The organism is Brevibacterium yomogidense (assembly GCF_900163715.1).
In the GTDB taxonomy this organism is placed as follows: Bacteria; Actinomycetota; Actinomycetes; order Actinomycetales; family Brevibacteriaceae; genus Brevibacterium; species Brevibacterium yomogidense_A.
In genome coordinates, this window is sequence record NZ_FWFF01000017.1 from 32,635 (window position 1) to 59,514 (window position 26,880).

Sequence of the window (26,880 nt, forward strand, 5' to 3'; positions counted from 1 at the left end):
ATCAGTGCATGAGCGACGCACAGGCACCCCGATCGTCAGATGCAGCCCCACCCGCCACAGCCCCACCCGCCACAGGCTCTCCCGACGGTGCAGCGCCGATCGAGCGCGCGACTGGACTCGACTGGCCCACGATCGCGGCTGCCTTCAACGACGCGGGCGGAGCGGCACTCACGCACGCGGAGCTCGCGCGAACGGTGGAGCCGCTGTTCACCGATCGCGTGGACAACGCCGGCTGGTGGGCACAGGGGGCGACCGTCGTGTACGAGCAGTCGATCGGCCGCCGCGTCGCAGGGCAGTCGAGCGCGGGCGACTTCCAGGTGGCCGCCTCCCGTACCCTGCCAGGGGCAGGAGGGGAGCTGCGCGCCCGTGCCGTCGCCGAGGTCCTGGCCGCTGAGCATCTCGCGGGCCTGTCCGTGGGCTCAGGAGGGCGGGAGTCCGATACGCCCAAGCGGCTCTACTGGCGCACCGGCCTGGGCGGGGGAGCGAAGCTCGCGGTCTCCGTGGAGCCGAAGGCGGATGACCGGTGCCTGGTCACGCTCACGGCGACCGGGCTCGACTCCCAGGAGCAGCGCGAAGAGGTCCGCACCGCACTCAGGGCCGTGGTGGGGGCCCTGGGCTGAGCCCGCTCAGGGGAGGATGCCGAGGTGGGCCAGCCCCGCTCGCACGATGTGCTGCTGCCCGTGGCGCATCTCCGAGAGGATCTCGTCGCTGACGGCCTCCCGCGGCGTGAGCCAGTCGAGGCTCAGTGCGGCACCGCGCGGTTCGCAGTCGCCGATCACGGGCAGGATGTAGCACAGCGCGACGGCGTGCTGGCGCGGGTCGTGGTACTGCGAGACCGCTTCCGCCGGGAAGTACTCGGCGACGTGGTACGGGGTCAGCGACAGGGGCACCGTCGGCAGGGCGAGGTGGCCCAGATCGCTCTCCGCATGTCGCAGGAGCGCGGCGCGGATCGACTCGTGGTACCGCACGCGGCCGCCGACGATCTCCCGTCCCAGTGTGCTGTCCTCGAGAGTGCGGAGGAGCAGTCCGATGCTCTCGACCTCCCCGTCGTCCCCGCGTCTGACGGGGAGCCCGTGCACGTAGGTGATCGGGATGCGACGGCGGATGTGCTCGAGTTCCTCCGGATCCAGCCAGTTCTCGTCGAAGTCCAGGGCTGTGCGCGTCATGCCTCCAATGTAGCGGCGATCACCGGTTCGTAGGCCGCCCGGGACGGCACGAAAAACTTGAGAACCTCCCTCGAACTGAAGTATCTTGATGTCGAGATATGTGGTGTGATGCGGCCCACCGGACATCCCCGCTGGGCCGACGACACCCCGCCGAATAGGCTTGGGACCATCCAGGTCACTCGAGCGGTCAGCGCTCAAGACGAAGGAGAGCCAGTTGATCAACCACGAAGTCCGCACGTACAAGAGCTCCGAACCCCTCGCCCGTGAGGACCAGCTCGCCTGGAAGATCGCAGAGGTCGCCGCGGATGACGTCGCGGTCGAGGCGGATGTCCAGGACATGGTCATCAACCGCATCATCGACAACGCGTCCGTCGCCGCCGCCTCCGTGCGCCGCGGGGCGCCCATGCACGCCCGCGAGCAGGCGCAGGGCCACCCCATGAAGCCGGGTGCCGCCGTCTTCGGGCTCTCCCTCGAGGAGACGATCTCGCCGGAGTGGGCCGCCTGGGCCAACGGCGTGGCCGTCCGCGAACTCGACTTCCACGACACCTTCCTCGCGAAGGAGTACTCGCACCCCGGCGACAACATCCCGGCCATCCTCGCCGTCGCCCAGCACAAGGGCATCAGCGGTGCGGACGTCATCCGCGGCATCGCCACCGGGTACGAGATCCAGGTCGACCTCGTGAAGGGCATCTGCCTCCATGAGCACAAGATCGACCACGTCGCCCACCTGGGCCCCTCGGCTGCGGCGGGCATCGGCACGCTCCTGCACCTGCCCACGGAGGTCATCTACCAGGCCGTCCAGCAGGCGCTGCACGTCACCACCGCCACCCGCCAGTCGCGCAAGGGCGAGATCTCCACCTGGAAGGCCCACGCACCCGCCTTCGCCGGCAAGATGGCCGTCGAGTCGGTCGACCGTGCGATGCGCGGCGAGGGCGCTCCGTCGCCCATCTACGAGGGCGAGGACGGCTTCATCGCCTGGATCCTGTCCGGTCCGGAAGCCCGCTACACGGTCCCGCTGCCCAGCAGGGGAGAGGCCAAGCGCGGCATCATGGACACGTACACGAAGGAGCACTCCGCGGAATACCAGGCTCAGGCCCTCATCGACCTGGCCCGCCGCATGGGCGCGCAGATCGAGGACTTCTCGAAGATCCGCAAGGTGACGATCCACACCTCGCACCACACGCACTTCGTCATCGGCACGGGCGCGAACGACCCGCAGAAGATGGATCCGAAGGCATCGCGCGAGACGCTGGACCACTCGATCATGTACATGTTCACCGTCGCGCTCGAGGACCAGGCGTGGCACCACGAGAAGTCCTACGCGCCGGAGCGCGCGGGGCGTCCGGAGACGGTCGAGCTGTGGCACAAGGTCGAGACCCGCGAGGACCCGGAGTGGACCCGTCGCTACCACTCGACCGATCCGAACGAGATGGCCTTCGGCGGCCGCGTCGAGATCGAATTCGAGGACGGCTCCACACTGGTCGACGAGATCGCCGTGGCAGACGCACACCCCAACGGCGCGCGCCCGTTCGTCCGCGAGAACTACGTCAACAAGTTCCGCACCCTGTCCGACGGCATCCTGTCCGAGCAGGAGCAGAACCGCTTCCTGGGACTCGCGGAGAACCTCGCGGACCTCGGTGCCGCTGACCTGCGCGCCCTGAGCTTCACGGTGGACGGCCTGGAGCACTCCGGCTCGAAGGGCGTCTTCTGATGCTGGGCGCTGAGAAGACCGCAGCTGCCAGGCGCGCGGATTTCCGCGCACTGCTGAACGGCAGCGAGATCGTCCAGTTCCCCGGGGCCATCAACCCGCTGACTGCCATGCTCATCGAGCAGGCCGGGTTCGAGGGCGTCTACATCTCCGGCGGCGCGTTCTCCGCGGCGCAGGGGCTGCCGGACATCGGCCTCACGACGCTCACGGAGGTCGTGGACCACGGACGGAACATCGCGCGGGTCACGAACCTGCCGACGTTCATCGATGCGGACACCGGGTGGGGCGAGGCGATGAACGTCGCCCGCACCGTCCAGGAGTTCGAGGACGCGGGACTCTCCGGCATCCACCTCGAGGACCAGGTCAACCCCAAGCGGTGCGGCCACCTCGACGGCAAGGAGGTCGTGACGACGGCGGAGATGGTCAAGCGAATCTCCGCCGCCGCCAAGGGCCGCCGCGATGAGAACTTCGTCCTCACTGCTCGCACGGATGCCCGCGCGGGAGAGGGTCTTGACGCGGCGATCGATCGGGCCAAGGCCTACGTCGATGCCGGCGCGGACATGATCTTCCCGGAGGCGATGCGTGATCTGGGCGAGTTCGAGAAATTCGCGAACGCCGTAGGCACACCGATCCTCGCCAACATGACCGAATTCGGCAAGAGCGAGCTGTTCACGACGTCTCAGCTGGCCGATGCGGGTGTCCGTGTCGTCATCTACCCTGTCACCACACTGCGGTTGGCGATGGGCGCGATCACCGACGGACTCAGGGCGATCCGCTCGGAGGGCACCCAGGCCTCGGTGGTGGATCGCATGCAGACGCGTGCGGACCTCTACGAGGCAATCGACTACGAGGCGTACAACTCGTTCGACTCAGCCGTCTTCAACTTCTCTCAGGAGGGACACCAGTGACGGATCAGGAGATCAAGAAGGGCCTGGCGGGGGTCGTCGTCGACACCACCGCCGTGTCCAAAGTGGTGCAGGAGACGAACTCCCTGACCTACCGGGGCTACCCGGTGCAGGAGCTCGCCGCGAACTGCACGTTCGAAGAGGTCGCGTACCTCATCTGGAACAGCGAACTGCCCGATAAGGAGCAGCTGGCCGAGTTCACGGCCCGCGAACGCGGTCAGCGCGCGATCTCGCAGGAGCTCGTCGACATCATCCTCGGTCTGCCGAAGGACACGCACCCCATGCACGTCGTGCAGACGGCGGTCGCGTACCTGGGCGCAGTGGACCCTGAGGCCGAGGAGGAGGGAGAGGAGGCCAACCGCCGCAAGGCGGAGCGCCTCTACGCCCAGCTGCCGACCATCGTGGCGATCGATCACCGTCGTCGCCACGGGCTCGACCCGGTCGCCCCGTCGTCGGAGCTGAGCTACGCGGAGAACTTCTTCAAGATGGTCTTCGACGAGGTACCGGACGCGGCGGTCGTCCGCTGCTTCGACGTGTCGATGATCCTCTACGCGGAGCACTCGTTCAATGCTTCGACCTTCACGGGTCGCGTCATCACGTCGACGACGTCGGACATGTACTCCGCCGTCGCCGGTGCGATCGGTGCGCTCAAGGGCGCCCTGCACGGCGGTGCGAACGAAGCCGTCATGGCGATGCTCGAAGAGGTCGGGACCGCGGACAACGCGAGCGCGTGGATCGACAAGGCACTCGCGAACAAAGAGAAGATCATGGGCTTCGGCCACCGCGTGTACAAGAACGGCGATTCGCGCGTTCCCACCATGCGGAAGGCGTTCGAGGACATGGTCGAGGCGAAGGGCGCGGACGATCTGCTCGCGCTCTACAACGCATTCGAAGAGGACTTCGTGGGACGGAAGGGGATCTACCCCAACCTCGACTACCCGTCGGGCCCGGCCTACCACCTCATGGGCTTCGACACACCGCAGTTCACGCCGATCTTCGTCATGTCGCGGATCACCGGCTGGTCCGCGCACATCATGGAGCAGCAGGCGTCGAACGCGCTCATCCGCCCGCTGAGCGCATACAGCGGCTCCGAGCAGCGGTCAGTCCCGACCGACCGCTGAGCGACCGTCACTGCGGGAGAACCGCGCCCGAGGTCCGGGCCGGCTCCCGCTGCTGAGCCACCCGCACGGCCGGGGCACCTCCTCGGTGCCCCGGCCGTGCGGCATTCACCGTGGGCCCTGGTCGTCCCCCGTGAGCCGTCCACAGCACCCGTGAGACCGCTGCATCACCCATGAAACCCCCGCAGTACCCATCAGACCCCCACAGCACCCGTGTGACCCAGTCATCCCCGTGAGGAGACCCCTGTGACCACTGAGTCGTCCATCCCCGCCATCCCGCTCGTCGACGGGTTCCGCTTCGACCTCGAGGGCTCCGTCGGAACCCTCACGATCGACCGGCCGGAGAAGCTGGGCGCACTCTCCCGCGAGATGTGGTTCGCGCTCCCTGACATCGTGGCGGCCATCGACGCCTCGCCGGATGTCTCCGTGCTCATCCTGCGCGGCACGGACGGCAACTTCTCCGCCGGTTCCGACATCAATGACCTGAACGTGCCGCTGGCGGACTTCTGGGCGATGAACTCTGCGGCGGAGGACGCCCTGGCTCAGGCGGACATCCCCACGATCGCCGCGATCGAGGGCGTCTGCGTGGGCGGCGGCACCGAACTGGCGGCCGCGGCAGACATCCGCATCGCCGCCCCGGGCGCACGCTTCGGGATCACGGCCGCGAAGCTGGGCCTCGTGTACCCGCCCGGACCCACTCGCCGGTTCGCCGCAGCAGTGGGCGAGTCGTGGGCGCGCTACCTGCTGCTGACGGGGAACCTCATCGACACCGGTCGCGCGGACTCGCTCGGATTCCTCCACGAGGTCAACGATGATCCGTTCGCCGCCGCGCAGCGGACTGCCGAGCGCATCGCAGGGCGCTCCGCCTTCACCCAGACGGGTCTCCTGCGGATCATGCGGGGCGAGGACCTCGACCCCGCAGGGTGGCTGGGTGACGTCTACCCCGTCGAGCTGGGGGAAGGGCAGCGGGCCTTCTTCGCGAAGGAGAAGCCAGACTTCGGGTTCCGTCGGCAGGACTGGCAGGGCTGACGAGTCTGACGGGGCTGACAGGGACCATCCCCGCTCATCTGCGCGGCAGGGCGATCGCGGTCGCGACGATCCCGTCCGCGATCGCCCACCGGCCGGTGAGCGTCTGGATCCGCCGCCCGTCGACAGTGGGCCCCTCCACGAGCAGGCGGGCGGTGAACCCGCCGTCGGAGGCGACCCGGACCTCGGCGTCCTCGAAGTCCAGCCAGCGCAGGGTGAGCGGGAACCACGTCTTGTACAGCGCCTCCTTCGCGCTGAAGAGCACCCTCCCGCACAGCGGATCGAGCCTGCGCAGGCAGTCCTTCTCCTGCGGCAGCGCGATCACGTCGAGGACGCCGTCGGGCAGCGGCGCCGCCGCCTCCACGTCGATGCCGAGCGAGGCGATGTCCCCGTCGCGTGCGACCGCGGCCGCCCGCAGACCGGCGGCGTGCGTGAGCGAACCGACGACTCCCGTCGGCCAGACCGGTGCGCCCTGCCTGCCCGGCACCATCGGCCCGCGCTCGATCCCGAGTTCCGCGAGGGCGACCCGCGCGCAGTGCCGCACGGCGGCGAAGTCCGCGCGACGAGAGTCCACGGCACGGGCGATGTGGGCGGCCTCGGCGGGAAGCAGCTCGTGTGCGGGTGCATCGCCGCGGGTGGCGGCGACGCGGACGGTCGCAGGCAGAAGGTCCCGCAGCAGGTCCTCCAGCAGGGGCTGACCCATGCGCCTCCGTTCCGTGCGTCACTGTCCGCAGCGAGTCCACGGTACGCCAACCGCCGGGCGGCAGGAGTGCGCGCTACCATGGCGAGGTGCGATTAGCCGTCCTTGACATCGGGTCCAACAGCGTCCACCTCCTCGTGGTGGATGCGCACGTCGGTGCGCCGCCTCTGCCGGCGACCTCACACAAGGAGGTGCTCCGGCTCGCCGAATACCTGAAGGACGACGGGTCGATCTCCACGTACGGGCAGAACCGCCTGGTCGACTTCGTGCGCGATTCCATCGACATCGCGGAGGACCAGGGGTCCGAGCAGATCCTCGCCTTCGCGACGTCTGCGATCCGCTCCGCGCCCAACGGCGATGAGACGATCGACCGGATCCGCCAGGAGACGGGCGTCGAACTCAATGTCATGAGCGGGGAGGACGAAGCGCGCGTCACCTTCCTCGCCGTCCGCCGCTGGTTCGGCTGGTCGGCCGGGAGCATCCTCCTCATGGACATCGGCGGCGGGTCGCTGGAGCTCGCATCGGGTCGCGATGAGTATCCGGACGCCGCACTGTCGCTCCCGCTGGGAGCGGGACGCATGCATCGCGACTTCCTCCATTCGGACGTCCCATCCGCCGATGAGGTCGACGGGCTGCGGAAGTACGCGCGGCACACGATCGGTCGCGTCGCGGGCGACCTGAACCGCGTCGGGAAGCCCGACCGCATGGTGGGGTCGTCCAAGACGTTCCGGTCCCTGGCCCGGATCGCGGGAGCGGCACCCAGCGGTGCGGGGATCTTCGTCCCCCGCGAACTCAAGCGGAAGGACATGCCGGGCATCATCGATGAGCTCGTGCACCGGACGCCCAGCCAGCGCGCGGCACTGCCCGGCGTGTCCGAGGCCCGCTCCGGTCAGGTGCTGGCGGGAGCGATCGTCGCGGAGGCCGCCATGACGATCTTCGACGTCCCCATCCTCCAGATCTCTCCCTGGGCTCTGCGCGAGGGCATCATCATGCGCCAGCTCGACCTGCTCGACTCCTCCGAGGTCCTCTCACCCACCCGCCGCGGGATCGGGGCCCTGCCCCCTCCCGCACTCACGATGCCCTCGAACGGCACGTCGACGGGAGAGACCCCAGACCTCACGCCCAGTGACGATGCAGGCGCGGCCGTCCGTCCGCCCGCGCCGACTGCCACAGCAGTCCCGGCTGTCCCGACGGTGCCGGCGGGAGGAGCACGTCCATCCGGTTCTGCCAGTGGGGCCGGGTCTGCCGAAGCATCCGGTTCGGCCGGATCGAAGCGCAGGAGGTGACCCGTGGCTGATGCGTCTCGACCACCTCTGACCAGCCGCAACGCCGCACGCTCGAAGGCGAAGCGGCAGCGGGAGGAGCTCGCCAGGAATCCCGTCTACGACTCGGATGCGACGCATCGCTCGGAGAACGAGATCCGGATCGGGCTCTCCACCTCGTCCGTCTATCCGATGACGGTGCGCGAATGCTTCGAGACGGCGGCCCGTCTGGGCTACGACGGTGTCGAGGTCATGATCACGAACAACGAGGAGACGCAGGACCCGTCGCTCATGAACCTGCTGTCGCGGTCCACCGGTCTGCCGGTGCTGTCCGTGCACGCGCCGACGCTCCTGCTGCTCCCGCGCGTCATGCACCACGACCACTGGGAGAAGCTGCGCCGCACCGCCGAACTGGCGAAGGACGCGGGCGCGCGCACAGTCGTCCTCCACCCGCCGTTCCGCTGGCAGGGGAGCTACGCCCGTCACTTCGTCGAGGGCGTGCGCGAGATGGCCCGGGAGACCGGGGTGACGCTGGCGGTGGAGAACATGTACCCGTGGCGCGCCGGCCTGCGGGAGGTGATCGTCTACTCCCCGCACTGGGACCTCGCGGGGCAGGACTACGACGCGGTGACGTTCGACTTCTCGCACGCCTCCACAGCGGGCACGGACGCACTCGAAGCGGTCGGCGCCCTGTTCCCGAAGCTCCGGCACGTCCACCTGACGGACGGTGCGGGCACACTGACGGATGAGCACCTGGTCCCCGGCCGCGGGCGGATGCCGGTCGCGGAGACGCTCCAGTACCTCGCGAAGAACGACTGGTCCGGCGATGTCGTGGTCGAGGTGAACACCCGCTTCACCGCGCGCCGGTCGACCCGGGACGCGATGCTCACGGAATCGCTCGCCTTCGCGCGTCGGCACCTGGGGCTCGACGCGCAATAGGAATGGACGTCCACGAGGACTGTTCGCGCACTAGGACAGGCGGTCGGGCCGGTAGTAGCCTCATCTCATGCTGATCGCTTTCGTGGGTACAGGGAACATGGGCAGTGCACTGCTGGCGGGCATCCTCGCCGCGGGACAGGACGCGGGTCAGGTGCGTGCGACGACTCGCTCCGCGGAGTCGGCCGCCGCGCTCGGATCCCGCCTGGGGGTGCCGACGACCGCGGTCGCGGACGACCCTCAGGCCAATCGCAGCGCCGTCGACGGGGCGGACCTGGTCTTCCTCGGGGTGAAGCCCTGGATGCTGGCGGAGACCGCGTCCGAACTGGACGGCGCACTGAAGGACACGGCTACTGTCGTGTCGATGGCCGCCGGTGTGGACCTCGCCACGCTCACCGCGCACTTCCCGCACCGTCCCGTCGTGCGGATCATGCCGAACACGCCGTCGTCCGTGGGCCACGGCGTCATCTCGCTGGCCGCCGCTGACGAGGTCCCATCCGCCACGCTGGACGAGCTCACCTCTCTGCTGGGCGGTGCGGGCCAGGTCATCCCGATCAGCGAGGAGGACATGCCGACGATGATCGGAACATCCGCCTCGGGCGTCGCCTTCTTCTTCCTGCTCGCAGAGCACATGGTCGCGGCGGCAGTGTCCCAGGGACTCGACGAGGAGACTGCGAAGCGAGCCGTCGCGGCAACTGCGGAGGGCGCCGGCCGCCTGCTCACGGATTCGCCCGATCCTGCCGCCCTGCGCGCGGCCGTGAGCAGTGCGGGCGGGACGACGGCGGCCGGCATCGCGTCGTTCGCCGAGGACGGAATGGACGAGATCGTCGCACGCGCGGTCCGCGCCGCGGGGGACCGGTCGCTGGAGATGGAGGCGGAGAACCGTGAGGGGTGAGCGCCGCCGCCGCGCGGTGACGTCCTCGTCCGGGGTCCTGATCGTCGGCCTGGGCCGCTTCGGGTCCGCGACCGCCCGTTCGCTCATGCAGATGGGTCGCGAGGTGATGGCGATCGAGACGAATCCGGAACTCGTGCAGGAGTGGTCGCCCAAGCTCACGCACGTCGTGGAGGCGGATGCGACCCACCTCGATGTGCTGCGTCAGCTGGGAGCGGGAGAGTTCTCGACCGCGGTCGTCGGGATCGGATCGTCGATCGAGGCGAGTGTGCTCACGACCGCGAACCTCACGGACCTCGGCGTCGAGAAGATCTGGGCGAAGGCGATCTCCGAGGCGCACGGGAAGATCCTCCGCCGCATCGGGGCGGAGCACGTCCTCTACCCGGAGACGGAGGCCGGCGATCGGGTCGCCCACCTCATGAACTCCCGGATGCTCGACTACATCGACTTCGACGACGGGCACTTCGCAGTCGTGAAGATGCGGCCGCCCGAGGAGGCCAAGGGCCTCACCCTCGCGGAAGCGCGGATCCGGGACACCTACGGGGTCACCGTCGTCGGCATCAAGGCGCCCGGGAAGGACTTCACCTACGCGGACATGGACACGCGGATGGGCAGCCAGGACGTGCTCATCGTCGCGGGGCACGTCGACAAGCTGAGGAGGTTCGCGGGCCGACCCTGAGCGTGCGCGGCCTGCACCCGGCTGCGCCGTCGATTGACCGCCTCCGTGCTCCACGCGCCGGTGCACGCGGCGGTCCCCGGAGCACGCAGGCGGCGAATGGCGCCCCGAACCCACCGGTCCGCGGCGAGCAACCGATGACGACCGGAGCCCTCAGCCGATGATCGGGCGCTCCTCCGCGTACCGGTAGCGGCGGCTCTGCGAGCGCTGCGCGAGCGCGGAGGCCAGCGTGATGGTCCCCAGCCGGCCGACGAGCATGAGAGCGCTCAGGACGTAGAGCCCCTCATCCGGTGAGCGCTCCGTCACCCCGACGGACAGTCCGCACGTGGCGAACGCGCTCACGACCTCGAAGAGGACCAGGTCCAGCGGCTCGTCCGTGACTCCGAGCATCGCGATCGTGCCCAGGAGGACGATCGTGCCGCCCGCCAGCAGCACCGACACCGCGAGTCGGATGCTGCCCGGGCTGATGCGGCGATGGAACGCGGTGGTGTCCGTGAAGCCGCGGGCCTCTGCAGTCGCCGCCAGGACGAGCACGGCCAGGGTGGTCACCTTGATCCCGCCCGCAGTCGACCCGGAGCCCCCGCCGATGAACATCAGCAGGTCCAGCACGACATGGCTCATCTGCGACATCGCTTCGATGTCCATGGTCGCGAAGCCGCCGGACCGGGAGACGACGGACAGGAAGAGCGCCTCTCCCGCCGTGCCGAACCACCCGGTGCCGCCCAGTGTGCGGGGGTTCGCGTTCTCGAAGGCCAGCAGCAGCACCCAGCCGACCGCGACGAGGATCGCGGACGTCGCGAGGGTGAGCTTCGTGTGGAGGTCCCAGGCCCGGGGCGTCCGCCACAGGATGCTCATCACGAAGACGACGGGGAAGCCGAGCGAGCCCACGAACACCGCAGCGCCGATCACGCTCAGCACCCACGGGTCGTCGGCGAAGTGGGCCATCCCGTCGGCGTGCACGGTGAAGCCCGCGTTGTTGAACGAGGACACGGAGTAGAAGACCGAGTGCCACAGCGCCTCCCACACGCCCTCGCCGCGCAGCAGGAAGCGGGGCAGCAGCAGGGAGGCGACGACGACCTCGGCGGCGATCATCGTGAGCAGCACGACCCGCAGCAGGGACCCCACCTGCCCCAGCTGGGAGGCGCTGGTCGCCTGCGCGGCCAGGAGCCGCTGGCGGATGCCCAGCCGCTTCGACATGGCCATGCCCAGGAGCGACGCGGCGGTGAGGATGCCGATGCCGCCCACCTGCACGGCCACGGTGATGACGCCGATGCCGAACGATGACCAGTGCACCTCCGTCACGACAGGAGTGAGCCCGGTGACGCAGACGGCGGACACTGCGACCAGCAGCGCGTCGGCGAATGATGCGGACCCCGGGCTGCGCACGGCGACCGGCAGGCAGAGCAGGGCGGTGACGACGGCTGCGACGAGGACGAACGCCACCATGGCCGTGCGGGCCGGGGACGCGAGCACCGCGTCGTCGACCGCGTCACGCAGCCGACGGCGCGATGACTGCGCCTCCCCGTCCGATGAGCCGGAACCCGCGGTGCTCTCCATTCCACACATGGTACGGCCGGGGCAGGGCGTCAGGACCGCATCGGGACGGATACAGTGTGGGCATGGAAAGCAGTGATCTCGATCTCTTCGTCACGTGGGACGAGACCTTCACCGACTATGACTTCGGGCCCAGCCACCCCATGCATCCGCTCAGGCTGGACCTCACCGCGAAGCTCGCGACCGATTTCGGCCTCTTCGACCATCCGCGCATCACGGTGTCCGCGGTCGGCGGGGTGGATGAGGCAGAGCTCGCGAAGGTCCACACGCGCGGTTACGTGGATGCGGTGAAGGAAGCGGGGGAGACGACCTCGCTCGACGAAGCGTTCCAGCAGGAGTGGGGGATCGGCACGGAGGACGTGCCGCGCTTCGAGAAGATCCACGAGGCCTCCGGCCGGATCTTCCAGGCCGGTGTCGAGGCCGCGCGCGCCGTGGCGGGCGGCGGGTACGACCGCGCCGTGAACTTCTGCGGCGGCATGCACCACGCGATGAGCGATCGGGCATCGGGCTTCTGCATCTACAACGACATCGCCGCGACGATCACCACGCTCCTGGAGAACGGGTACCGCCGCGTCGCGTACATCGACTTCGACGCCCACCACGGGGACGGAGTCGAACGGATCTTCTGGGACGACCCCCGCGTCCTCACGCTGTCCGTCCACGAGAACGGCCGCTTCCTCTTCCCCGGCACCGGCTTCGCGAACGACATCGGCGGGATGCAGGCGGCCGCCTCCGCCGTCAACGTCGCACTGCCGCCCCGCGCGGACGACGCGGACTGGCTGCGCGCGGTCGATGCCGTCGTGCCCCACGTGCTGCGCGAGTTCGACCCGCAGATCCTCGTGACCCAGCACGGGTGCGACGGGCATCGGGCCGATCCGCTCACCCACCTGCGCTTCAGCGTCGACGGCATGCGGGAGACCGCACTGCTGGCGCGCTCGCTGTCGGAGGAGCTGACAGGCGGGAAGTGGATCGCGACCGGTGGCGGCGGCTACTCGATCCTCGACGTGGTCCCGCGCGCCTGGACCCAGCTCGTCGCGATCGCCGCCGGAGCGCAGATCGCGCCGAGCACGGAGACGCCCGATCGGTGGAGGCGCTACGCGGAGTCGATCGTGGGGCGCGATGCACCGCTGGTCATGACGGACGGCTACGACGGCTCCTTCGTCCCGTGGTCGAACGGGTACGACCCCCAGGCGGACCTGGACCGCGCCGTCATGGCGACCCGGAAATCGGTCTTCCCGTTCTTCGGACTCGACGCCTACTACGACTGAGCGCCCGCCCGGCTGAGGCCGGGATCACGTCCGGCGGACTCCTTTTGCCCTGACCCGAGCGCGGGGATAGACTTGAGCGGCTATGTTCCGGCGGTGGGCATCCCCTGTTCACCGTGATGTCAACCCGGTGAGGTGTGCCCATGGGCTCAGTGATCAAGAAGCGCCGCAAGCGTATGTCGAAGAAGAAGCACCGCAAGCTGCTTCGCAAGACGCGCCACCAGCGCCGCAACAAGAAGTAATACTTCTCGCGCAGACCCCGTCCGGCACGCATGTGCAGGCCGGGGGTTTGTTGTGAAGGGGTGAAGGGAGACCGGTGGTCGTTCGGGTCACCGTCCTCACGAGGACGGACTGCGGACTGTGCTCCGCTGCGGAGCAGGTCGTGGCGCAGGTGTCCGAGGGCCGTGACGTCGATGTGACGTTCACGGACATCGACACAGACCCTGAACTGAAGGACCGGTACGACTGGGATGTCCCCGTCGTGCTGGTCGATGGCCGGCAGGTGGGCTTCCACCGGATCGACCCCGATCGCTTGGCGCGCGCCATCGACGCGCGCCAAGCGGCCAAAGCCTGAACGCGCTCAATCGGACGAGCATCTGATTGAGCGCACAGCGCAGAGAGGAGAGCGAGACGCGGTGGCACAGACCTTGTCGGCTGCGACGGCGCCCGGTGGCGCACAACGGTCGGCTCCCATGCCAGCCGTGACCCGCATGCCGGTTTACCTCGGCGCACTGACCGCTCTCATCGCCTCCGGCCGGACGACAGCCTCCAGCGAGGACCTCGCCCGCACCTGCGGTGTCGGCGCAGCGATCGTCCGCCGCGACCTCTCCCTCCTCAGCTTCACCGGACGCCGCGGGGTCGGCTACGACGCCCTCGACCTCGCCGACGCGATCCGCTCCTTCCTCGGCATCGACCGGCTGCGCCCCGTGGGCGTGGTGGGTGCGGGCCGTCTGGGCACCGCACTGGCGCACTACCTGTCGGACCCCGAGCACGGCTTCTCCGTGCAGGCCGTCTTCGACGCCGCCCCCGCACGCATCGGCGAGCCGGTCGGCGACCTCGTCGTCACGGACATCTCCGATCTGCCGCGCGCAGTCGAAGCGCTGGCACTCGAACTCCTCGTCATCGCGGTCCCCGCGGGCGCGGCCCAGTCCGTCGTCGACGCCGTGGCGGGCACCCCCATCAGGGGCCTCCTGAACTTCGCGCCCGTGCCCGTGCGCACGCCCGCAGGCGTCGAAGTCCGCCACGTCGACCTCGCGACCGAACTGCAGGTCCTCTCACACTTCGCTCCCAGCAGCGCGGAGGCCGCCGGTGGCGCGCAGCCCGTGCCGGGAGCCGCCGCACACAGTCCCCATCCGTCGCCCGGCCCCCTGGAGGCAGAGACGTGACCACGCTCGTACTCGGAGTCTCACACCGTTCCGCACCCATGTCGGTGCTCGACGCCGTCGCGCTGTCGGGCAGGAACGTCGACCTCCTCACCGACCGCGTGCTCGGCGGTGAGTACGTCGACGGTGCGCTCGTGCTGGCGACGTGCAACCGCCTCGAGATCGTGGCCGACGTCCGCGCCTTCCACGGCGGACTCGCCGACGTGGGCTCGGCACTCGTGAGCGTCACGGGGATCGAGTGGGCGGAACTCGCGCACCACGTCTACGTCCGTTTCGACGACAAGGCCGTGGAGCACCTCCTGACGGTGGCCGCCGGACTGGATTCGATGGCGGTGGGCGAATCCCAGATCCTCGGCCAGCTCCGCCAGTCGTACAGTGCCGCGCAGGAAGAGGGACACCTCACGGGTGAGCTCAGCCGCACGGTGCAGGAATCGCTCCGTGTGGGCAAGCGCGCGCACGCGGAGACGGAGCTCGACTCCGTCGCCCGCTCACTGCTCGACACCGCCCTGACGGAGGCCGTGCCCCACATCGGTCCGCTGGCAGACGCGGATGTGCTCGTCGTGGGCGCAGGCGCCATGTCCGGACTGTCGGTCGCCACCCTCGCGCGCCAGGGCGTCGCCTCCGTGACCGTGCTCAACCGGACGCTCGACAAGGCGCAGCGGCTCGCGGACTCCGTCGGAGGGCGGGCCCGGGAACTGACGCCCGCCGTGCTCGCAGAGGAGTTCGCCCGGGCGGATCTCGTCATCTCCGTGACGGGCGCCCGCGGGACGGTCATCGATGCGGGGACCGTCACGGCATCGCTCGATCATCTGGCCCCCGGTGAAGAGCCCACCAGCACGTTCGTCGTCGACCTCGCACTGCCGTTCGACGTGGATCCGGACGTGGAGACGCACGAGCACGTGCGGACGATCGGCCTCGAGGGCCTCTCATCGCTCTTCGCCGACTCCGCCTACACGCAGACCTCCGGTGTCGTGGAGATCGTCACGCAGGTGCGCTCGATCATCCACGAGGAGATCGCCGCGCTGTCAGCGAGCCGTCGCGCACGCCAGATCGCGCCGACCGTCACGGCGCTGCGCCGCCAGGCCCGCGACACGGTGGACCGTGAGTTCGAACGGCTGTCGCGCCGTCTGGGCGACCGCGTGTCCGACAAGGACCTCGACGACATCCGGAAGTCCCTGCGCCGTGTCGCGACCAACCTCATCCACACTCCGACGGTCCGGGTGAAGGAGCTCATGGGCGCGGACGACGAATCGGTCGACTACGCCGCGGCGCTCTCGATGCTCTTCGATCTGCAGCGCACGCCGCCCGCCGCGGTCGAATCCGCGTCCGCTCCCGGCCCGGACTCCACAGCCACCGCCGCCGAGGCCATGGCCGCGAATCCGTTCGTGCTCGCCTCCGCATCCGCTCCGGAGGGCGCTGGGTCCATCTCTGAGTCCGGCTTCGCGTCCGGGACTGGTTTCGTGTCCGGGTCGGTGACTGGGTCTGTGACTGGGTCTGGGTCCGTGACCGCGCTGGCGACTGCGCCCACCGCGGTGCTGAATCCGGCGGCGGCCGTGTCGACGCCGGAGACCGGTCCCGTCACAAGTGCCGGTCCGGTCGCGGGCACGAGTCCTGTCGCAGGCGCGGCCTCCTCGGCCGTCACCTCGGCCTCGGCCTCGTCATCAGCCGGCTCGTCGCAAGCCACCCCGTCGCAAGCCTCCTCGTCAGCAGACGACCACTACGTGGTGGCCGATGGCCAGCGCCCCGTGGCGGACCACACGCTGGACGTCGTCGAACCGGACGAGCCCACCGGCCGCACCGTGCGGCTCGGCACCCGCAGGTCGCAGCTGGCCCGGTCGCAGTCGACGGCGATCGCGCAGCAGCTCGCCGCGCAGACGGGATGGCGGGTCGAGATCGTCGAGGTCGTCACAGAGGGCGACGTGAACATGAGGCCGCTCGCCTCGTTCGGCGGAACCGGTGTGTTCGTCTCCGCAGTCCGCAGCGCACTGCTGAGCGGCACGATCGACATCGCCGTCCACTCGCTGAAGGACCTCCCCACCGCACCGGCACCGGGCATCCACCTGGGTGCCGTGCCCCCGCGCGTCGACCCGTCCGATGTCCTGATCGCCCGCGACGGCATGCGCCTCACCGATCTGCCCGCAGGCTCCGTCATCGGCACCGGCTCCCCGCGTCGCGCCGCACAGCTGCGCGACGCGCGCCCCGACATCGAGGTGACCGGAGTGCGCGGCAACGTCGAGACCCGCATCCGCCACGTGACGGAGGGGCGCCTGGACGGCGTCGTGCTCGCCGCCGCCGGCGTGCGGAGGCTCGGCCGGATCGACGAGGCCACCGACGTGCTCGTCGGACCGATCATGCTCCCGGCCCCGGGCCAGGGCGCACTCGGGATCGAATGCCGCGACGCGACCGCCGATCTGAACGCGGACGACGCGTCGCTGCGCGATGCGCTGCACGGACTGCACGACCACACGACGGCACTGGCCGTCGACTGCGAGCGGGCGATCCTGTCCCGCGCGGAGGCCGGCTGCTCCGCCCCCATCGGCGCGCTCGCGACGCTGGACGGCCGGACCCTCGAGGTCTCCGGAGTCCTCGCGGACGACGAGGGGACACTGCTGCGCGTCACGAAGGCGACGCAGCTCCCCACCGCAGGGGATTCCGACCGGGCCTCGGCAGATTCAGCCACGGCCTCGGCGGACTCCGCCACCGCTTCTTCGGAAGCGGCCCATGCCGCCCGCTTGGATGCGGCGAAGGACCTCGGCGCGCGAGTGGCCGAAGAGCTCCTCGACGGACTCGGCATCGACCCTCGGAAGTCGGTCGGAGCGAATGCTCCGCAGACCCACCTTCCGACCACCCACCACGCAGCAGGAGGTGACGAGGGTGGCGAATCCAGCTGATGAGGCGTTCGGTGCGCTCGCCGTGCCCACCGTCTACTTCCTCGGCGCGGGCCCCGGCGATCCGTCGCTCATGACCCGCCGCGGGACGGATCTGCTGGCCGGCGCACCGCTCGTCGTCTCCGATCCCACGGTGCACGACGGCATCCTCGACGCCTACGCCGGAGCAGACGTCCAGCGCATGGACTCGACGGAGCTCGGCCAGGCCGCGACGACCCGGGGACGGAAGCTCGCGGGCCTCGCGCGCGAGCACGGAAGCGTCGTGCGGCTCGTGCCCCATGACGGCGTCCTCTTCTCCGCGACGACGGACGAGGCCGCAGCGGTACGGCGTCAGGGCGTCGACTTCGAGATCGTTCCCGGTGTGGGAGTCGCAGCCTCCGCAGCGGCCTACGCGGGTGCCCCCGTGACCACGAACCGCGTCCGCTCCGTCCGCCTCGTCGAGGCCGGAGAGCAGTCGCACATCGACGTCTCGAAGCATCGGAACACCGGACACGTCATCAACGGCGAGCGCGACGACGTCATCGACGCGCTCACGGCTCTGCTGAGCGACGGCTGGGATGAGGGCACTCCGGTCCTCCTCACGACAGAGGTCTCGACAATCGCCCAGCTGACGCTGGAGACGACGTTCGGGCAGGCACCGAGCCGTCTGCGCGACGAGGTCCCCGAGCGCACCCGCGTGACGATGTTCTTCGGTCAGGGCGTGGAGCAGCACGCAGAGCTCGACTGGTTCGAATCGCGTCCGCTCTTCGGCTGGCGCGTCCTCATCCCGCGCACCAAGGAGCAGGGTCGCTCGACCGCCCGCGAACTGTCCGAGCTGGGCGCGATCGGCACGATCGTGCCGACGATCGCGATCCAGCCGCCCCGCACGCCCACCCAGATGGAGCGGGCGATCCAGGGCCTGGTGAACGGCGACTACCAGTGGGTCGGCCTCACGAGCGTCAATGCGGTCCGCGCGGTCCGCGAGTGGTTCGAGGAGTTCGGACTCGACGCGCGCGCACTCGCCGGAGTGCGGGTCGCCGCGGTCGGCGGGCCCACAGCAGACGCGCTCGAGGACTGGGGCGTCACGCCGGACCTGGTCCCGTCGGGAGAGCACTCCGCTCGGGGCCTCGTCGAGGACTGGCCCGATCGGGACCCGCTCATCGACCCGGGCGGCCGCGTCCTGCTGCCGCGGGCGGACATCGCGACCGAGGTCCTCTACGAGGGGCTCCAGGAGCGCGGCTGGGAGGTCCACGACGTGACCGCCTACCGCACGGTCCGGGCTGCTCCGCCGCCGGCGCCGGTGCGCGATTCGATCAAATCCGGTGACTTCGACGCCGTGCTCTTCACGTCCTCGTCCACGGTCCGCAACCTCGTGGGGATCGCGGGCAAGCCGCCGTCCAGCACGGTGGTGTGCGCCATCGGTCCCGCCACCGCGCAGACCGCGCAGGAGCACGGGCTGGAGGTCGACGTGCTCGCGGACGAGGCGAACCTCGGGTCCCTCATCAGCGGCCTCGTCGATTTCGCGGTGAAGAAGCGCACGCAGGACCTGGCCGACGGCCGGGCGCCTCTGCGGCCCTCCCAGATGCGCCCGCTCAAGAAGAGGTGACGATGATGGACAGCAGACCGGTCTACCAGCTGGCGGACGGCGCACCGCGCCCCCGCAGACTCCGCACGACACCGGCGCTGCGGCGTCTGGTGAGCGAGAACCGCCTCCATGCGGCGGACCTCATCCTCCCGATGTTCGTGAAGGAGAGCCTCGAGGAGCCGCTCGAGCTCACCTCGATGCCCGGGGTGAAGCAGCACACGCTCGACTCGCTGCTGTCCGATGCGCGCGCCGCGGTCGCCGCGGGAGTCGGCGGACTCATGCTCTTCGGCATCCCCACCCTGCGCGACGAGCAGGGCTCCCAGGGCGACGACCCGGACGGGATCCTGAACCGCGCCCTGCGGCTCCTGCGCGATGAGCTGGGCGATGACACCGTCATCATGGCCGACCTGTGCCTCGACGAATTCACCTCGCACGGCCACTGCGGCGTCCTGGCGGCGGACGGCACCGTCGACAACGACGCGACGCTGGACCGCTACGCCTCGCTGGCCGTCGCGCAGGCCGATGCCGGAGCCCACGTGCTGGGCCTGTCCGGGATGATGGACGGCCAGGTCGCCGCGGTCCGACACGCGCTGGACGCGACGGGCCATCAGGACGTGGTGGTGCTCGCGTACGCGGCGAAGTTCGCCTCCGCGTTCTACGGCCCGTTCCGCGAAGCGGTCGACTCGCAGCTGACCGGCGACCGCCGGACGTACCAGCAGGACGCGGCGAACGGCCGCGAGGCCCTGCGCGAACTCGAGCTCGACATCACCGAGGGCGCGGACATCGTCATGGTGAAGCCCGGGACGCCCTATCTGGACGTCCTCGCAGACGCGGCCGCAGCCAGCTCCGTCCCGGTCTGGGCCTATCAGATCTCCGGTGAGTACGCGATGATCGAGTTCGCTGCGCGCGCCGGCGCGATCGAGCGCATGCCCGCGATCCTCGAGAGCCTGGTCGGCTTCAAGCGCGCAGGGGCGGACGCCGTCCTCACCTACTGGGCGGCCGAGGTGGCCGCACTGCTGAACGGCCAGGCGGATCCCGCCGCGACACAGACGGCGACACAGACGACGACACAGACGACGGAGGACCGCTGATGCGCTGGCTCACCTCGGAGCAGCTGGTCGCATGGCGATCGTTCCTGGACTCCCACATGCTGCTCATGACCCGTCTGGACCGGGAGCTGCGGGCCGAATCCACGCTGGGGCTCACGGAGTACACCATCCTGGTGCGGCTGTCGGAGTCCGATGACCACACGCTGCGGATGGCCACCCTCGCCGCGGACACCGGGGTGTCGCGCTCGCGGCTGACCCACATCGTCGCGCGCCTCGAGGACCGGGGGATCGTCGAGCGCGAGAAGACTGCCGAGGACCGCCGCGGTGTGCGCTGCAAGCTCACCGAGGACGGCTTCCGCCTGCTCGAGAACACCGCACCCGTGCACGTGACCGGTGTGAGGACGCATCTCATCGACCTGCTCGACGACACGGAGATCGAAGTCATGGCGGGGATCTTCACGAAGGTGCTCGCGCACATGCGCGAACTGCCCGCCGACGCCCGCATCATGCCCGACGGAGAGGACGTCTCATGACACACCCGGCACCCGCATCCGCCGCACTGTTCGACCGCGCCAGGGCCGTCATCCCCGGCGGCGTGAACTCGCCCGTCCGCGCCTTCGGTGCGGTGGGCGGCACCCCCCGCTTCATCGACCGCGCCGACGGCGCCGTCCTCACCGACGTCGACGGCCGGGAGTACGTCGATCTCATCGGCTCGTGGGGCCCCATGATCCTGGGCCACTCGCATCCCGAGGTCGTCGCCGCCGTCCGCGAGGCCGCCGGCCGCGGCTTCAGCTTCGGCACCCCCGGCGAGGCCGAGGTCCTGCTCAGCGAAGAGCTCGTCTCCCGCGTCGAGCCGGTCGAGCAGGTCCGCCTGGTCAACTCCGGCACGGAGGCGACGATGTCCGCGATCCGTCTGGCGCGCGGGTTCACCGGGCGCTCGAAGATCGTGAAGTTCGCAGGCTGCTACCACGGGCACGTCGACGCCCTGCTGGCTGCCGCAGGCTCGGGCCTCGCGACCTTCTCGCTGCCGGACACTCCCGGCGTGACGGGTGCGTCCGCGGCGGACACCCTCGTGCTGCCGTACAACGACCAGGATGCCCTTGCCCGGGCCTTCGAGCAGCACGGTGCCGACATCGCGTGCGTCATCACGGAGGCGAGCCCCGGCAACATGGGCGTCGTCCCGCCCCGCGACGGCTTCACCCAGGCGATCCGACGGGTCACCCAGGAGCACGGCGCACTCATGGTCTCCGATGAGGTCATGACGGGCTTCCGCGTGTCCGCATCGGGCTGGTACGGATACGAGTCCGCGCGCGACGGCTATCCGGATGGTCCCGCCGATCTCTTCACCTTCGGCAAGGTCATGGGCGGCGGCTTCCCCGCTGCGGCGTTCGGCGGTCGCCGGGACGTCATGGAGCACCTGGCGCCGGCGGGCCCCGTCTACCAGGCGGGGACGCTCTCCGGAAACCCAGTCGCCTCTGCGGCCGGCCTCGCGACGCTGCGCCTCACCCGCGAACTGGACGTGTACCCCCGTCTCGAAGCAGCGGCGGACACACTGCGGGCCGCCGTGGGCGACGCCCTGAGCGCAGCCGGCGTGGCACACCGCATCCAGAGTGCGAACTCGATGTTCTCCGTGTTCTTCACGGAGCGCGAGGTGCGGAACTTCGAGGATGCGGGAACACAGGACACCGCGGCCCACGCCGCGTTCTTCCAGTCGATGCTGGAGTCCGGCATCCACCTGCCGCCGTCGGCGTTCGAAGCGTGGTTCCTGTCCTACGCCCACACGGACGAGGTCCTGGACCGCATCGTCTCCGCCCTGCCGGCCGCAGCGCGGGCGGCAGCGGCGACCGGCTCCTCGGCGGTCTCCTGATGCCGCAGCTGCGCATCCACCTCGTCCGCCACGGCGAAGTCTTCAATCCGGAGGGGATCCTCTACGGGCGCCTCCCCGGGTACGGGCTGTCCGAGCGGGGCTTCGAGATGGCGCAGCGGGTCGCCGCTGCGCTGCCTGCGAAGGACCCCCACCTGCGGGCGCTGGTCGCCTCGCCGCTCCAGCGCGCGCAGGAGACGATCGCGCCGCTCGCGGAGCGACTCGCACTGCCGGTGGTGACGGACGAGCGCGTGATCGAAGCGGAGAACGACTTCGAGGGCACCCGTGTGACGAAGGACTCACTGGTCCGGGATCCGCGGTCGCTGTTCCTCGTCCGCAACCCCCTGCGCCCGTCGTGGGGTGAGCGCTACATCGACCAGGCCCTGCGGATGCGCGCGGCGATGATGTCGCTGCGTTCGCGCCTGGCCGCGATCGCCGCGCGCGACGGGCTCGACGAGGCCTCCGGAGTCATCGTGTCCCACCAGCTGCCGATCTGGTCGACGCGCCTCTGGACGGAGGGCCGGCCGCTCGCGCACGACCCGCGGAAGCGGGAGTGCGCGCTCGCCTCGGTCACGAGTTTCTCAGACGGCTCCGGCACACTTGACGTCGTGGAATACGAGGACATCGCCGGGGATCTGCAGCTCACTCAGCCGGGGACGGGAGCATGACGCGCCCCTTCAGCACCGACGGACGCGGGGGACTGGGACGGCTCGACCGACTGGCGGGCCTCGACCGGATCCCGACGCGCCGGGGCGCTCTGGGACTGCTCGGACTCTCCGGCCTCGCGCTGGCAGGATGCGGCAGCTCCGGTTCCGAGGACCTCGCGCAGCAGGCGCAGTCCGGCGAGGACAAGGGCTACGTGTCCGGCAGCGGCGTCATCACGCAGCTGAGCGGCGACGAGCGCGGAGAACCGCTCGACCTCGACTTCGAGACGCTCACCGGTGAGAGCACGAGCCTCGCCTCATGGCGTCCCAGGGTCGTCGCGATCAACCTCTGGTACGCCGCGTGCCCACCCTGCCGCGTCGAGGCACCGGATCTGAACGCGACGTACGAGCACTTCGGCGACCAGGTCGAATTCCTGGGCGTGAATGTGCGCGATCAGGCGGCGACGGCGGAGTCGTTCGTCCGCACCTTCGAGGTGCCCTACCCCATCATGATCGACGGGGACGGCTCCATGGTCTCGCTGCTGTCGAGCGTCCTGCCCCCGCAGGCGACCCCGTCGACGGTGATCCTCGATGCGTCCGGCCGCGCCGCGGCCCGTGTGGTCGGTGCCGTCACACAGTCGACGCTCACGGGGCTCATCGAAGACGTCCTGGCGCAGTGACTGACGTCCTGGCCGGCGGCCTGGGCGAGTCGTTCGCGCAGACTGTCCTGAACGGCCCGCTCCTGCTGGCGGTGCTCGTCGCCGCCCTGGCCGGAATGGTCTCGTTCGTCTCTCCGTGCGTGCTCCCGCTGGTGCCCGGCTACATCGGCTACGTGACAGGTCTGTCCGGGACGTCGCTCGAGGACCGGAAGACGTCCCGCGTCGTGATCGGCGTCAGCCTGTTCGTCCTCGGCTTCGCCGCGGTCTTCGTCGCGATGGGCGCGGCGTTCTCCACGGTCGGCATGTTCCTCGCGGAATGGATGGGCGTCGTCAACCGCGTCCTGGGCGTCGTCGTGATCCTGGCCGGCGTGATCTTCCTCGGGGGCATCCCGTTCCTCCAGCGGACGTCGCAGCCGACGCCGAGGCCCCGTGCGGGTCTGGCCGGGGCCCCCGCCCTGGGTGCCGTGTTCGCGCTCAGCTGGGCACCCTGCATGGGTCCCACCCTCGCCGCCGTGCTCGCACTGTCGACCGGATTCGGGGCGCAGGGAGCCATCGCACGCGGAACCCTGCTGACGTTCATCTACTGCCTGGGGCTGGGCATCCCGTTCATCATCGTCGCGGTACTCATCCACAAGGGTCTGGGCCGGCTGGAGTGGGTGCGCAGGCACCAGCGGGGGATCATGCGGGCCGGAGGGATCATGCTGATCATTCTGGGACTGCTCCTGCTGAGCGGAGTGTGGACGATGTGGATCAACAGCCTGCAGGGCACGATCGCAGGATTCGAGGTAGTCATCTAGTGAACGCGCGAAGGAACGACGTGGAGAAGCCGTCGCAGGCGTCGCAGCCACCGACGACGTCGAAGGCGACGAAGGGCGCGAAGGGTGCGAAGGGTGCGAAGGGCCGGGCGCCCGCAGCGGACATCGGATTCGTCGGCATGCTGCGCTGGGCGTGGCGCCAGCTGACGACGATGCGCGCGGCGCTCATCCTGCTGCTCGTGCTGGCACTCGCAGCGATCCCCGGGTCGCTGCTGCCGCAGCGCAACCAGGACCCCGGCGCCGTGTCGACGTTCATCGAGGAGAACGGTTCGTGGGGAGAGTTCCTCGACACCGTGCAGCTGTTCGACGTCTACACGTCCGTCTGGTTCTCCGCGGTCTACATCCTCCTCATGGTGTCCCTCGTGGGCTGCATCATCCCGCGCACCAAGCACCACTTCCAGGCGATGCGGCAGGCCCCGCCCAAGGCGCCGCGCAGGCTCACCCGCATGTCCGCATACCGCACGACGCCGCTTGCGACCGGCGCCCAGCAGCGCACCGCGGAAGAACTGCTGGAGACGGCCCATGAGCAGCTGAAGAAGTCCGGCTACCGGACCGTCCGCAACGAGGACCACATCGCCGCCGAACGCGGCTACCTCAAGGAGACGGGCAATCTCGTCTTCCACGTGTCGATCCTCGCGACCGTGATCATCATGGCGATGGGCGGGCTGTTCGGATACTCCGGCCAGCGGGTGCTGGTGGAGGGCGACACGTTCTCCCATTCGCTGGTCTCGTACGATTCGTTCGAACCCGGCACGTTCTTCGACGCGAACTCCCTGCCTGAGTTCCGGCTCACCCTCGATGACCTCGAGACCCGCTTCGACGATGAGGCGACCGGCGCACAGTTCGGTCAGCCGCGCCAGTTCGATGCGGACGTGACCCTCAATACTCCGGAGGAGGAGACGAGCTTCGTCCTCCGTCCCAACGAGCCGGTGCGCGTCGAAGGCTCGAACATCTACCTCATCGGCAACGGCTACGCCCCGGTCATCACGGCCCGCAACGCGAATGGGGATGTCACGTACTCGGGGCCCGTCGTCTTCCTGCCGCAGGACGGCGTGTACACCTCGACCGGCGTCGTGAAGGTCCCCGATGCCAGTCCGGACCAGCTGGGCTTCGGGGGAGTGCTCCTGCCGACGACGGGGCGCAATGACTCAGGCGAGCTCATCTCGACGTTCGCGGAGCTGCGCAACCCGCTGCTCGTCATGGACGCCTACCGCGGTGACCTGGGGCTGGACTCCGGCGCGCCCCAATCGGTCTACCAGCTGGAATCGGACTCGATGGAGCAGCTGGTCGGCGACGACGGACAGCCCTTCCAGATGGTCATGCAGCCCGGAGACACCGCAGAGCTGCCCGACGGGCACGGCAGCGTGACATTCGAGGAGATCCGCAAGTACGCGGCGCTCGACGTCCACCACGATCCCGTGCAGGTGTGGATGCTGCCGTTCATGGCCCTCCTGTTCGGCGGGCTGTCCCTGACGCTGTTCGTGGCGCGGCGACGCGTGTGGGTGCGCGTGAGCGGCGATCAGGTGGAGATTGCAGGGCTGGCTCGCGGAGAGGATCCGCGCGTCGATGAGGCCGTCGAAGAACTCACACAGGTTCTGTCACTAGAATCGCTCGAGCCGGAATCCGCTGACCCAGATGCGGACTCCGCACCGAATCGTTCCGGGAAGTAGAGGTCATGGACGTCAACGTCGCTCTCGCACAGTGGTCGAACCTGCTGATCTATTCAGCGATGGCGGTGTACGCGATCGCGTTCATCATCTACGCGTTCGACCTGTTCGGTCCTGCCTTCGCCGGGGACACGCAGAAGGTCGAGGAGAAGGCCGGGCGCAGGTCCGGTCGGTCCACGCGTCCTGAGACCGGGAAGGCAGCCTCGACCGCAGCGCAGCGCGGCGGTGCGGCCGGGAGCGGGACGACCGCGGTGCTGGACGACGCGGAGGCGACCGGGACCTCGGGCGCGGGGGATTCCGCCGACGGCGGCGACGCCGGGAAGACGCTCGACGTCCGTCGCTGGGCGCGTGCGGGGACGGCCCTGACCGTGCTGGCCGCGGCCTTCCACGTGGGGGCCATCGTGACCCGGACGCTGGCCGTCATGCGCGTGCCGTGGTCGAACATGATGGAGTACGCGCTCATCGCGTCCGCGGTCGTCTCGGTCGCATACCTCGTGCTGCTGCGGTTCCGCGACTTCCGCTACCTGGGGACGTTCGTGACGTTCTCCGTCCTGCTGGTGCTGGGCCTGTGCATCACGGTGTTCCACACGCCGGCCGCGCAGATCATCCCCGCGCTGGACAACTACTGGATCTGGATCCACGTGCCGATCGCGATCCTGTCGACGGTGCTGCTCTTCCTGTCCGCGATCTTCGCCCTCGTCCAGATCGTGCGCAGCCGCAGCGAATCCAAGCCGTGGCGGGGGCCGCTGCGCTTCATCAACGCGCTGCCGGGGTCGAAGGACCTGGAGAAGACGTCCTACCGCTTCGCGGCGGTGGGCTTCGTGACGTGGACGTTCACGCTGGTCGCAGGTGCGTTCTGGGCGGAGATCGCCTGGGGCCGCTACTGGGGATGGGACTCCAAGGAGATCTGGACGTTCGTGGTGTGGGTCGTCTACGCGGCGTACCTCCACGCCCGTGCCACCCGCGGCTGGACGCCCACGCGCGTGGCCGTGCTCAACCTGGTCGGCATCGCGACGGTGATCTTCAACTTCTCCATCGTGAACCTCTACTTCAACGGACTGCACGCCTACTCGGGCGTCTGAGTCCGAGGCGACAGCGACGGCGTCCACAGCCGTGGGCGCCCAACCACCGAACAGCAGC

General features: G+C 69.6%; 26 protein-coding genes. 23 read left to right on the top strand and 3 right to left on the bottom strand.

Features of this window, described 5'->3' with window-relative positions:
• The first annotated feature begins 8 nt into the window (after nt 1-8).
• On the top strand, nt 9-620 hold the full coding sequence (locus FM105_RS09070) for a hypothetical protein (protein WP_143275856.1): 612 nt from the start codon (nt 9-11) through the stop codon (nt 618-620).
• Nucleotides 621-626: 6 nt separating this feature from the next.
• Here the strand turns inward: FM105_RS09070 and FM105_RS09075 are convergent, their stop codons facing one another.
• Entirely contained in the window at nt 627-1,166 is a 540-nt protein-coding gene (locus FM105_RS09075; RefSeq protein ID WP_087007497.1) for a DUF4916 domain-containing protein, read from the bottom strand.
• 214 nt (nt 1,167-1,380) lie between these two features.
• On the opposite strand from FM105_RS09075, the gene FM105_RS09080 reads away from it, so the two are divergent.
• The 4 genes from FM105_RS09080 to FM105_RS09095 all read left to right on the top strand — a co-directional run bounded on the left by FM105_RS09080 (nt 1,381) and on the right by FM105_RS09095 (nt 5,926).
• Nucleotides 1,381-2,877 carry an MmgE/PrpD family protein gene (locus FM105_RS09080; protein ID WP_087007499.1) on the top strand — a complete coding sequence of 499 codons (1,497 nt, stop codon included), beginning with the start codon at nt 1,381-1,383 and terminating at the stop codon, nt 2,875-2,877.
• Entirely contained in the window at nt 2,877-3,782 is a 906-nt protein-coding gene (prpB, locus tag FM105_RS09085; protein ID WP_087007501.1) for a methylisocitrate lyase, read from the top strand. The genes FM105_RS09080 and prpB overlap by 1 nt, the downstream gene beginning before the upstream one ends.
• Complete coding sequence (locus FM105_RS09090; protein ID WP_087007503.1) at nt 3,779-4,900, top strand: bifunctional 2-methylcitrate synthase/citrate synthase; 1,122 nt, start codon at nt 3,779-3,781, stop codon at nt 4,898-4,900. The genes prpB and FM105_RS09090 overlap by 4 nt, the downstream gene beginning before the upstream one ends.
• 243 nt (nt 4,901-5,143) lie before the next feature.
• The gene (locus tag FM105_RS09095) at nt 5,144-5,926 is read left to right on the top strand and encodes an enoyl-CoA hydratase/isomerase family protein (RefSeq protein ID WP_087007505.1); all 783 of its coding nucleotides are present in this window, start codon (nt 5,144-5,146) and stop codon (nt 5,924-5,926) included.
• Nucleotides 5,927-5,960: 34 nt separating this feature from the next.
• Here the strand turns inward: FM105_RS09095 and FM105_RS09100 are convergent, their stop codons facing one another.
• Entirely contained in the window at nt 5,961-6,626 is a 666-nt protein-coding gene (locus tag FM105_RS09100; RefSeq protein WP_087007507.1) for a 4'-phosphopantetheinyl transferase family protein, read from the bottom strand.
• An 86-nt stretch (nt 6,627-6,712) separates the two neighbouring features.
• Between FM105_RS09100 and FM105_RS09105 the strand changes: the two genes are divergently transcribed.
• From FM105_RS09105 to FM105_RS09120, 4 genes are all read left to right on the top strand, one after another.
• Complete coding sequence (locus tag FM105_RS09105) at nt 6,713-7,909, top strand: Ppx/GppA phosphatase family protein (RefSeq protein ID WP_306298578.1); 1,197 nt, start codon at nt 6,713-6,715, stop codon at nt 7,907-7,909.
• A 3-nt stretch (nt 7,910-7,912) separates the two neighbouring features.
• Nucleotides 7,913-8,824 (top strand): sugar phosphate isomerase/epimerase family protein, encoded by a 912-nt coding sequence (locus FM105_RS09110; protein ID WP_087007509.1) that lies wholly within the window; start codon nt 7,913-7,915, stop codon nt 8,822-8,824.
• Nucleotides 8,825-8,891: 67 nt separating this feature from the next.
• Entirely contained in the window at nt 8,892-9,716 is an 825-nt protein-coding gene (proC, locus tag FM105_RS09115) for a pyrroline-5-carboxylate reductase (RefSeq protein WP_087007511.1), read from the top strand.
• Nucleotides 9,706-10,392, top strand: a complete 687-nt coding sequence (locus FM105_RS09120) for a potassium channel family protein (protein ID WP_143275857.1) — start codon at nt 9,706-9,708, stop codon at nt 10,390-10,392. The genes proC and FM105_RS09120 overlap by 11 nt, the downstream gene beginning before the upstream one ends.
• A gap of 150 nt (nt 10,393-10,542) precedes the next feature.
• On the opposite strand, the gene FM105_RS09125 is transcribed toward FM105_RS09120, so the two are convergent.
• Nucleotides 10,543-11,946: a TrkH family potassium uptake protein gene (locus tag FM105_RS09125; protein WP_087007514.1), complete on the bottom strand. Its 1,404-nt coding sequence runs from the start codon at nt 11,944-11,946 to the stop codon at nt 10,543-10,545.
• A gap of 62 nt (nt 11,947-12,008) precedes the next feature.
• Between FM105_RS09125 and FM105_RS09130 the strand changes: the two genes are divergently transcribed.
• The 14 genes from FM105_RS09130 to ccsB all read left to right on the top strand — a co-directional run bounded on the left by FM105_RS09130 (nt 12,009) and on the right by ccsB (nt 26,822).
• Nucleotides 12,009-13,211: an acetoin utilization protein AcuC gene (locus FM105_RS09130; RefSeq protein WP_087007516.1), complete on the top strand. Its 1,203-nt coding sequence runs from the start codon at nt 12,009-12,011 to the stop codon at nt 13,209-13,211.
• Between the two features lie 140 nt (nt 13,212-13,351).
• Nucleotides 13,352-13,450: a 30S ribosomal protein bS22 gene (locus FM105_RS09135; RefSeq protein WP_005504750.1), complete on the top strand. Its 99-nt coding sequence runs from the start codon at nt 13,352-13,354 to the stop codon at nt 13,448-13,450.
• 74 nt (nt 13,451-13,524) lie between these two features.
• A complete protein-coding gene (locus FM105_RS09140; protein WP_087007518.1) occupies nt 13,525-13,782 on the top strand; it encodes a glutaredoxin family protein in 258 nt (85 codons plus the stop codon).
• A gap of 118 nt (nt 13,783-13,900) precedes the next feature.
• Complete coding sequence (locus tag FM105_RS09145; protein WP_256970317.1) at nt 13,901-14,593, top strand: redox-sensing transcriptional repressor Rex; 693 nt, start codon at nt 13,901-13,903, stop codon at nt 14,591-14,593.
• Complete coding sequence (gene hemA / locus FM105_RS09150; RefSeq protein ID WP_087007522.1) at nt 14,590-17,481, top strand: glutamyl-tRNA reductase; 2,892 nt, start codon at nt 14,590-14,592, stop codon at nt 17,479-17,481. Before FM105_RS09145 ends, hemA begins: the two co-directional genes overlap by 4 nt.
• On the top strand, nt 17,465-19,063 hold the full coding sequence (locus FM105_RS09155) for a uroporphyrinogen-III synthase (protein ID WP_087007523.1): 1,599 nt from the start codon (nt 17,465-17,467) through the stop codon (nt 19,061-19,063). Before hemA ends, FM105_RS09155 begins: the two co-directional genes overlap by 17 nt.
• 5 nt (nt 19,064-19,068) lie before the next feature.
• Nucleotides 19,069-20,133 carry a porphobilinogen synthase gene (hemB, locus tag FM105_RS09160; RefSeq protein ID WP_087008356.1) on the top strand — a complete coding sequence of 355 codons (1,065 nt, stop codon included), beginning with the start codon at nt 19,069-19,071 and terminating at the stop codon, nt 20,131-20,133.
• Nucleotides 20,133-20,624, top strand: a complete 492-nt coding sequence (locus tag FM105_RS09165; RefSeq protein WP_087007525.1) for a MarR family winged helix-turn-helix transcriptional regulator — start codon at nt 20,133-20,135, stop codon at nt 20,622-20,624. Before hemB ends, FM105_RS09165 begins: the two co-directional genes overlap by 1 nt.
• Nucleotides 20,621-21,958 (top strand): glutamate-1-semialdehyde 2,1-aminomutase, encoded by a 1,338-nt coding sequence (hemL, locus tag FM105_RS09170; protein WP_087007527.1) that lies wholly within the window; start codon nt 20,621-20,623, stop codon nt 21,956-21,958. Before FM105_RS09165 ends, hemL begins: the two co-directional genes overlap by 4 nt.
• Nucleotides 21,958-22,623 carry a histidine phosphatase family protein gene (locus FM105_RS09175; RefSeq protein ID WP_087007529.1) on the top strand — a complete coding sequence of 222 codons (666 nt, stop codon included), beginning with the start codon at nt 21,958-21,960 and terminating at the stop codon, nt 22,621-22,623. Before hemL ends, FM105_RS09175 begins: the two co-directional genes overlap by 1 nt.
• Entirely contained in the window at nt 22,620-23,279 is a 660-nt protein-coding gene (locus tag FM105_RS09180) for a TlpA family protein disulfide reductase (RefSeq protein WP_087007531.1), read from the top strand. Before FM105_RS09175 ends, FM105_RS09180 begins: the two co-directional genes overlap by 4 nt.
• Complete coding sequence (locus tag FM105_RS09185) at nt 23,276-24,055, top strand: cytochrome c biogenesis CcdA family protein (protein ID WP_087007533.1); 780 nt, start codon at nt 23,276-23,278, stop codon at nt 24,053-24,055. Before FM105_RS09180 ends, FM105_RS09185 begins: the two co-directional genes overlap by 4 nt.
• Before the next feature lie 20 nt (nt 24,056-24,075).
• Nucleotides 24,076-25,743: a cytochrome c biogenesis protein ResB gene (gene resB / locus FM105_RS09190; protein WP_256970318.1), complete on the top strand. Its 1,668-nt coding sequence runs from the start codon at nt 24,076-24,078 to the stop codon at nt 25,741-25,743.
• 5 nt (nt 25,744-25,748) lie between these two features.
• Nucleotides 25,749-26,822, top strand: a complete 1,074-nt coding sequence (gene ccsB / locus FM105_RS09195; RefSeq protein WP_087007535.1) for a c-type cytochrome biogenesis protein CcsB — start codon at nt 25,749-25,751, stop codon at nt 26,820-26,822.
• Nucleotides 26,823-26,880 lie beyond the last annotated feature (58 nt).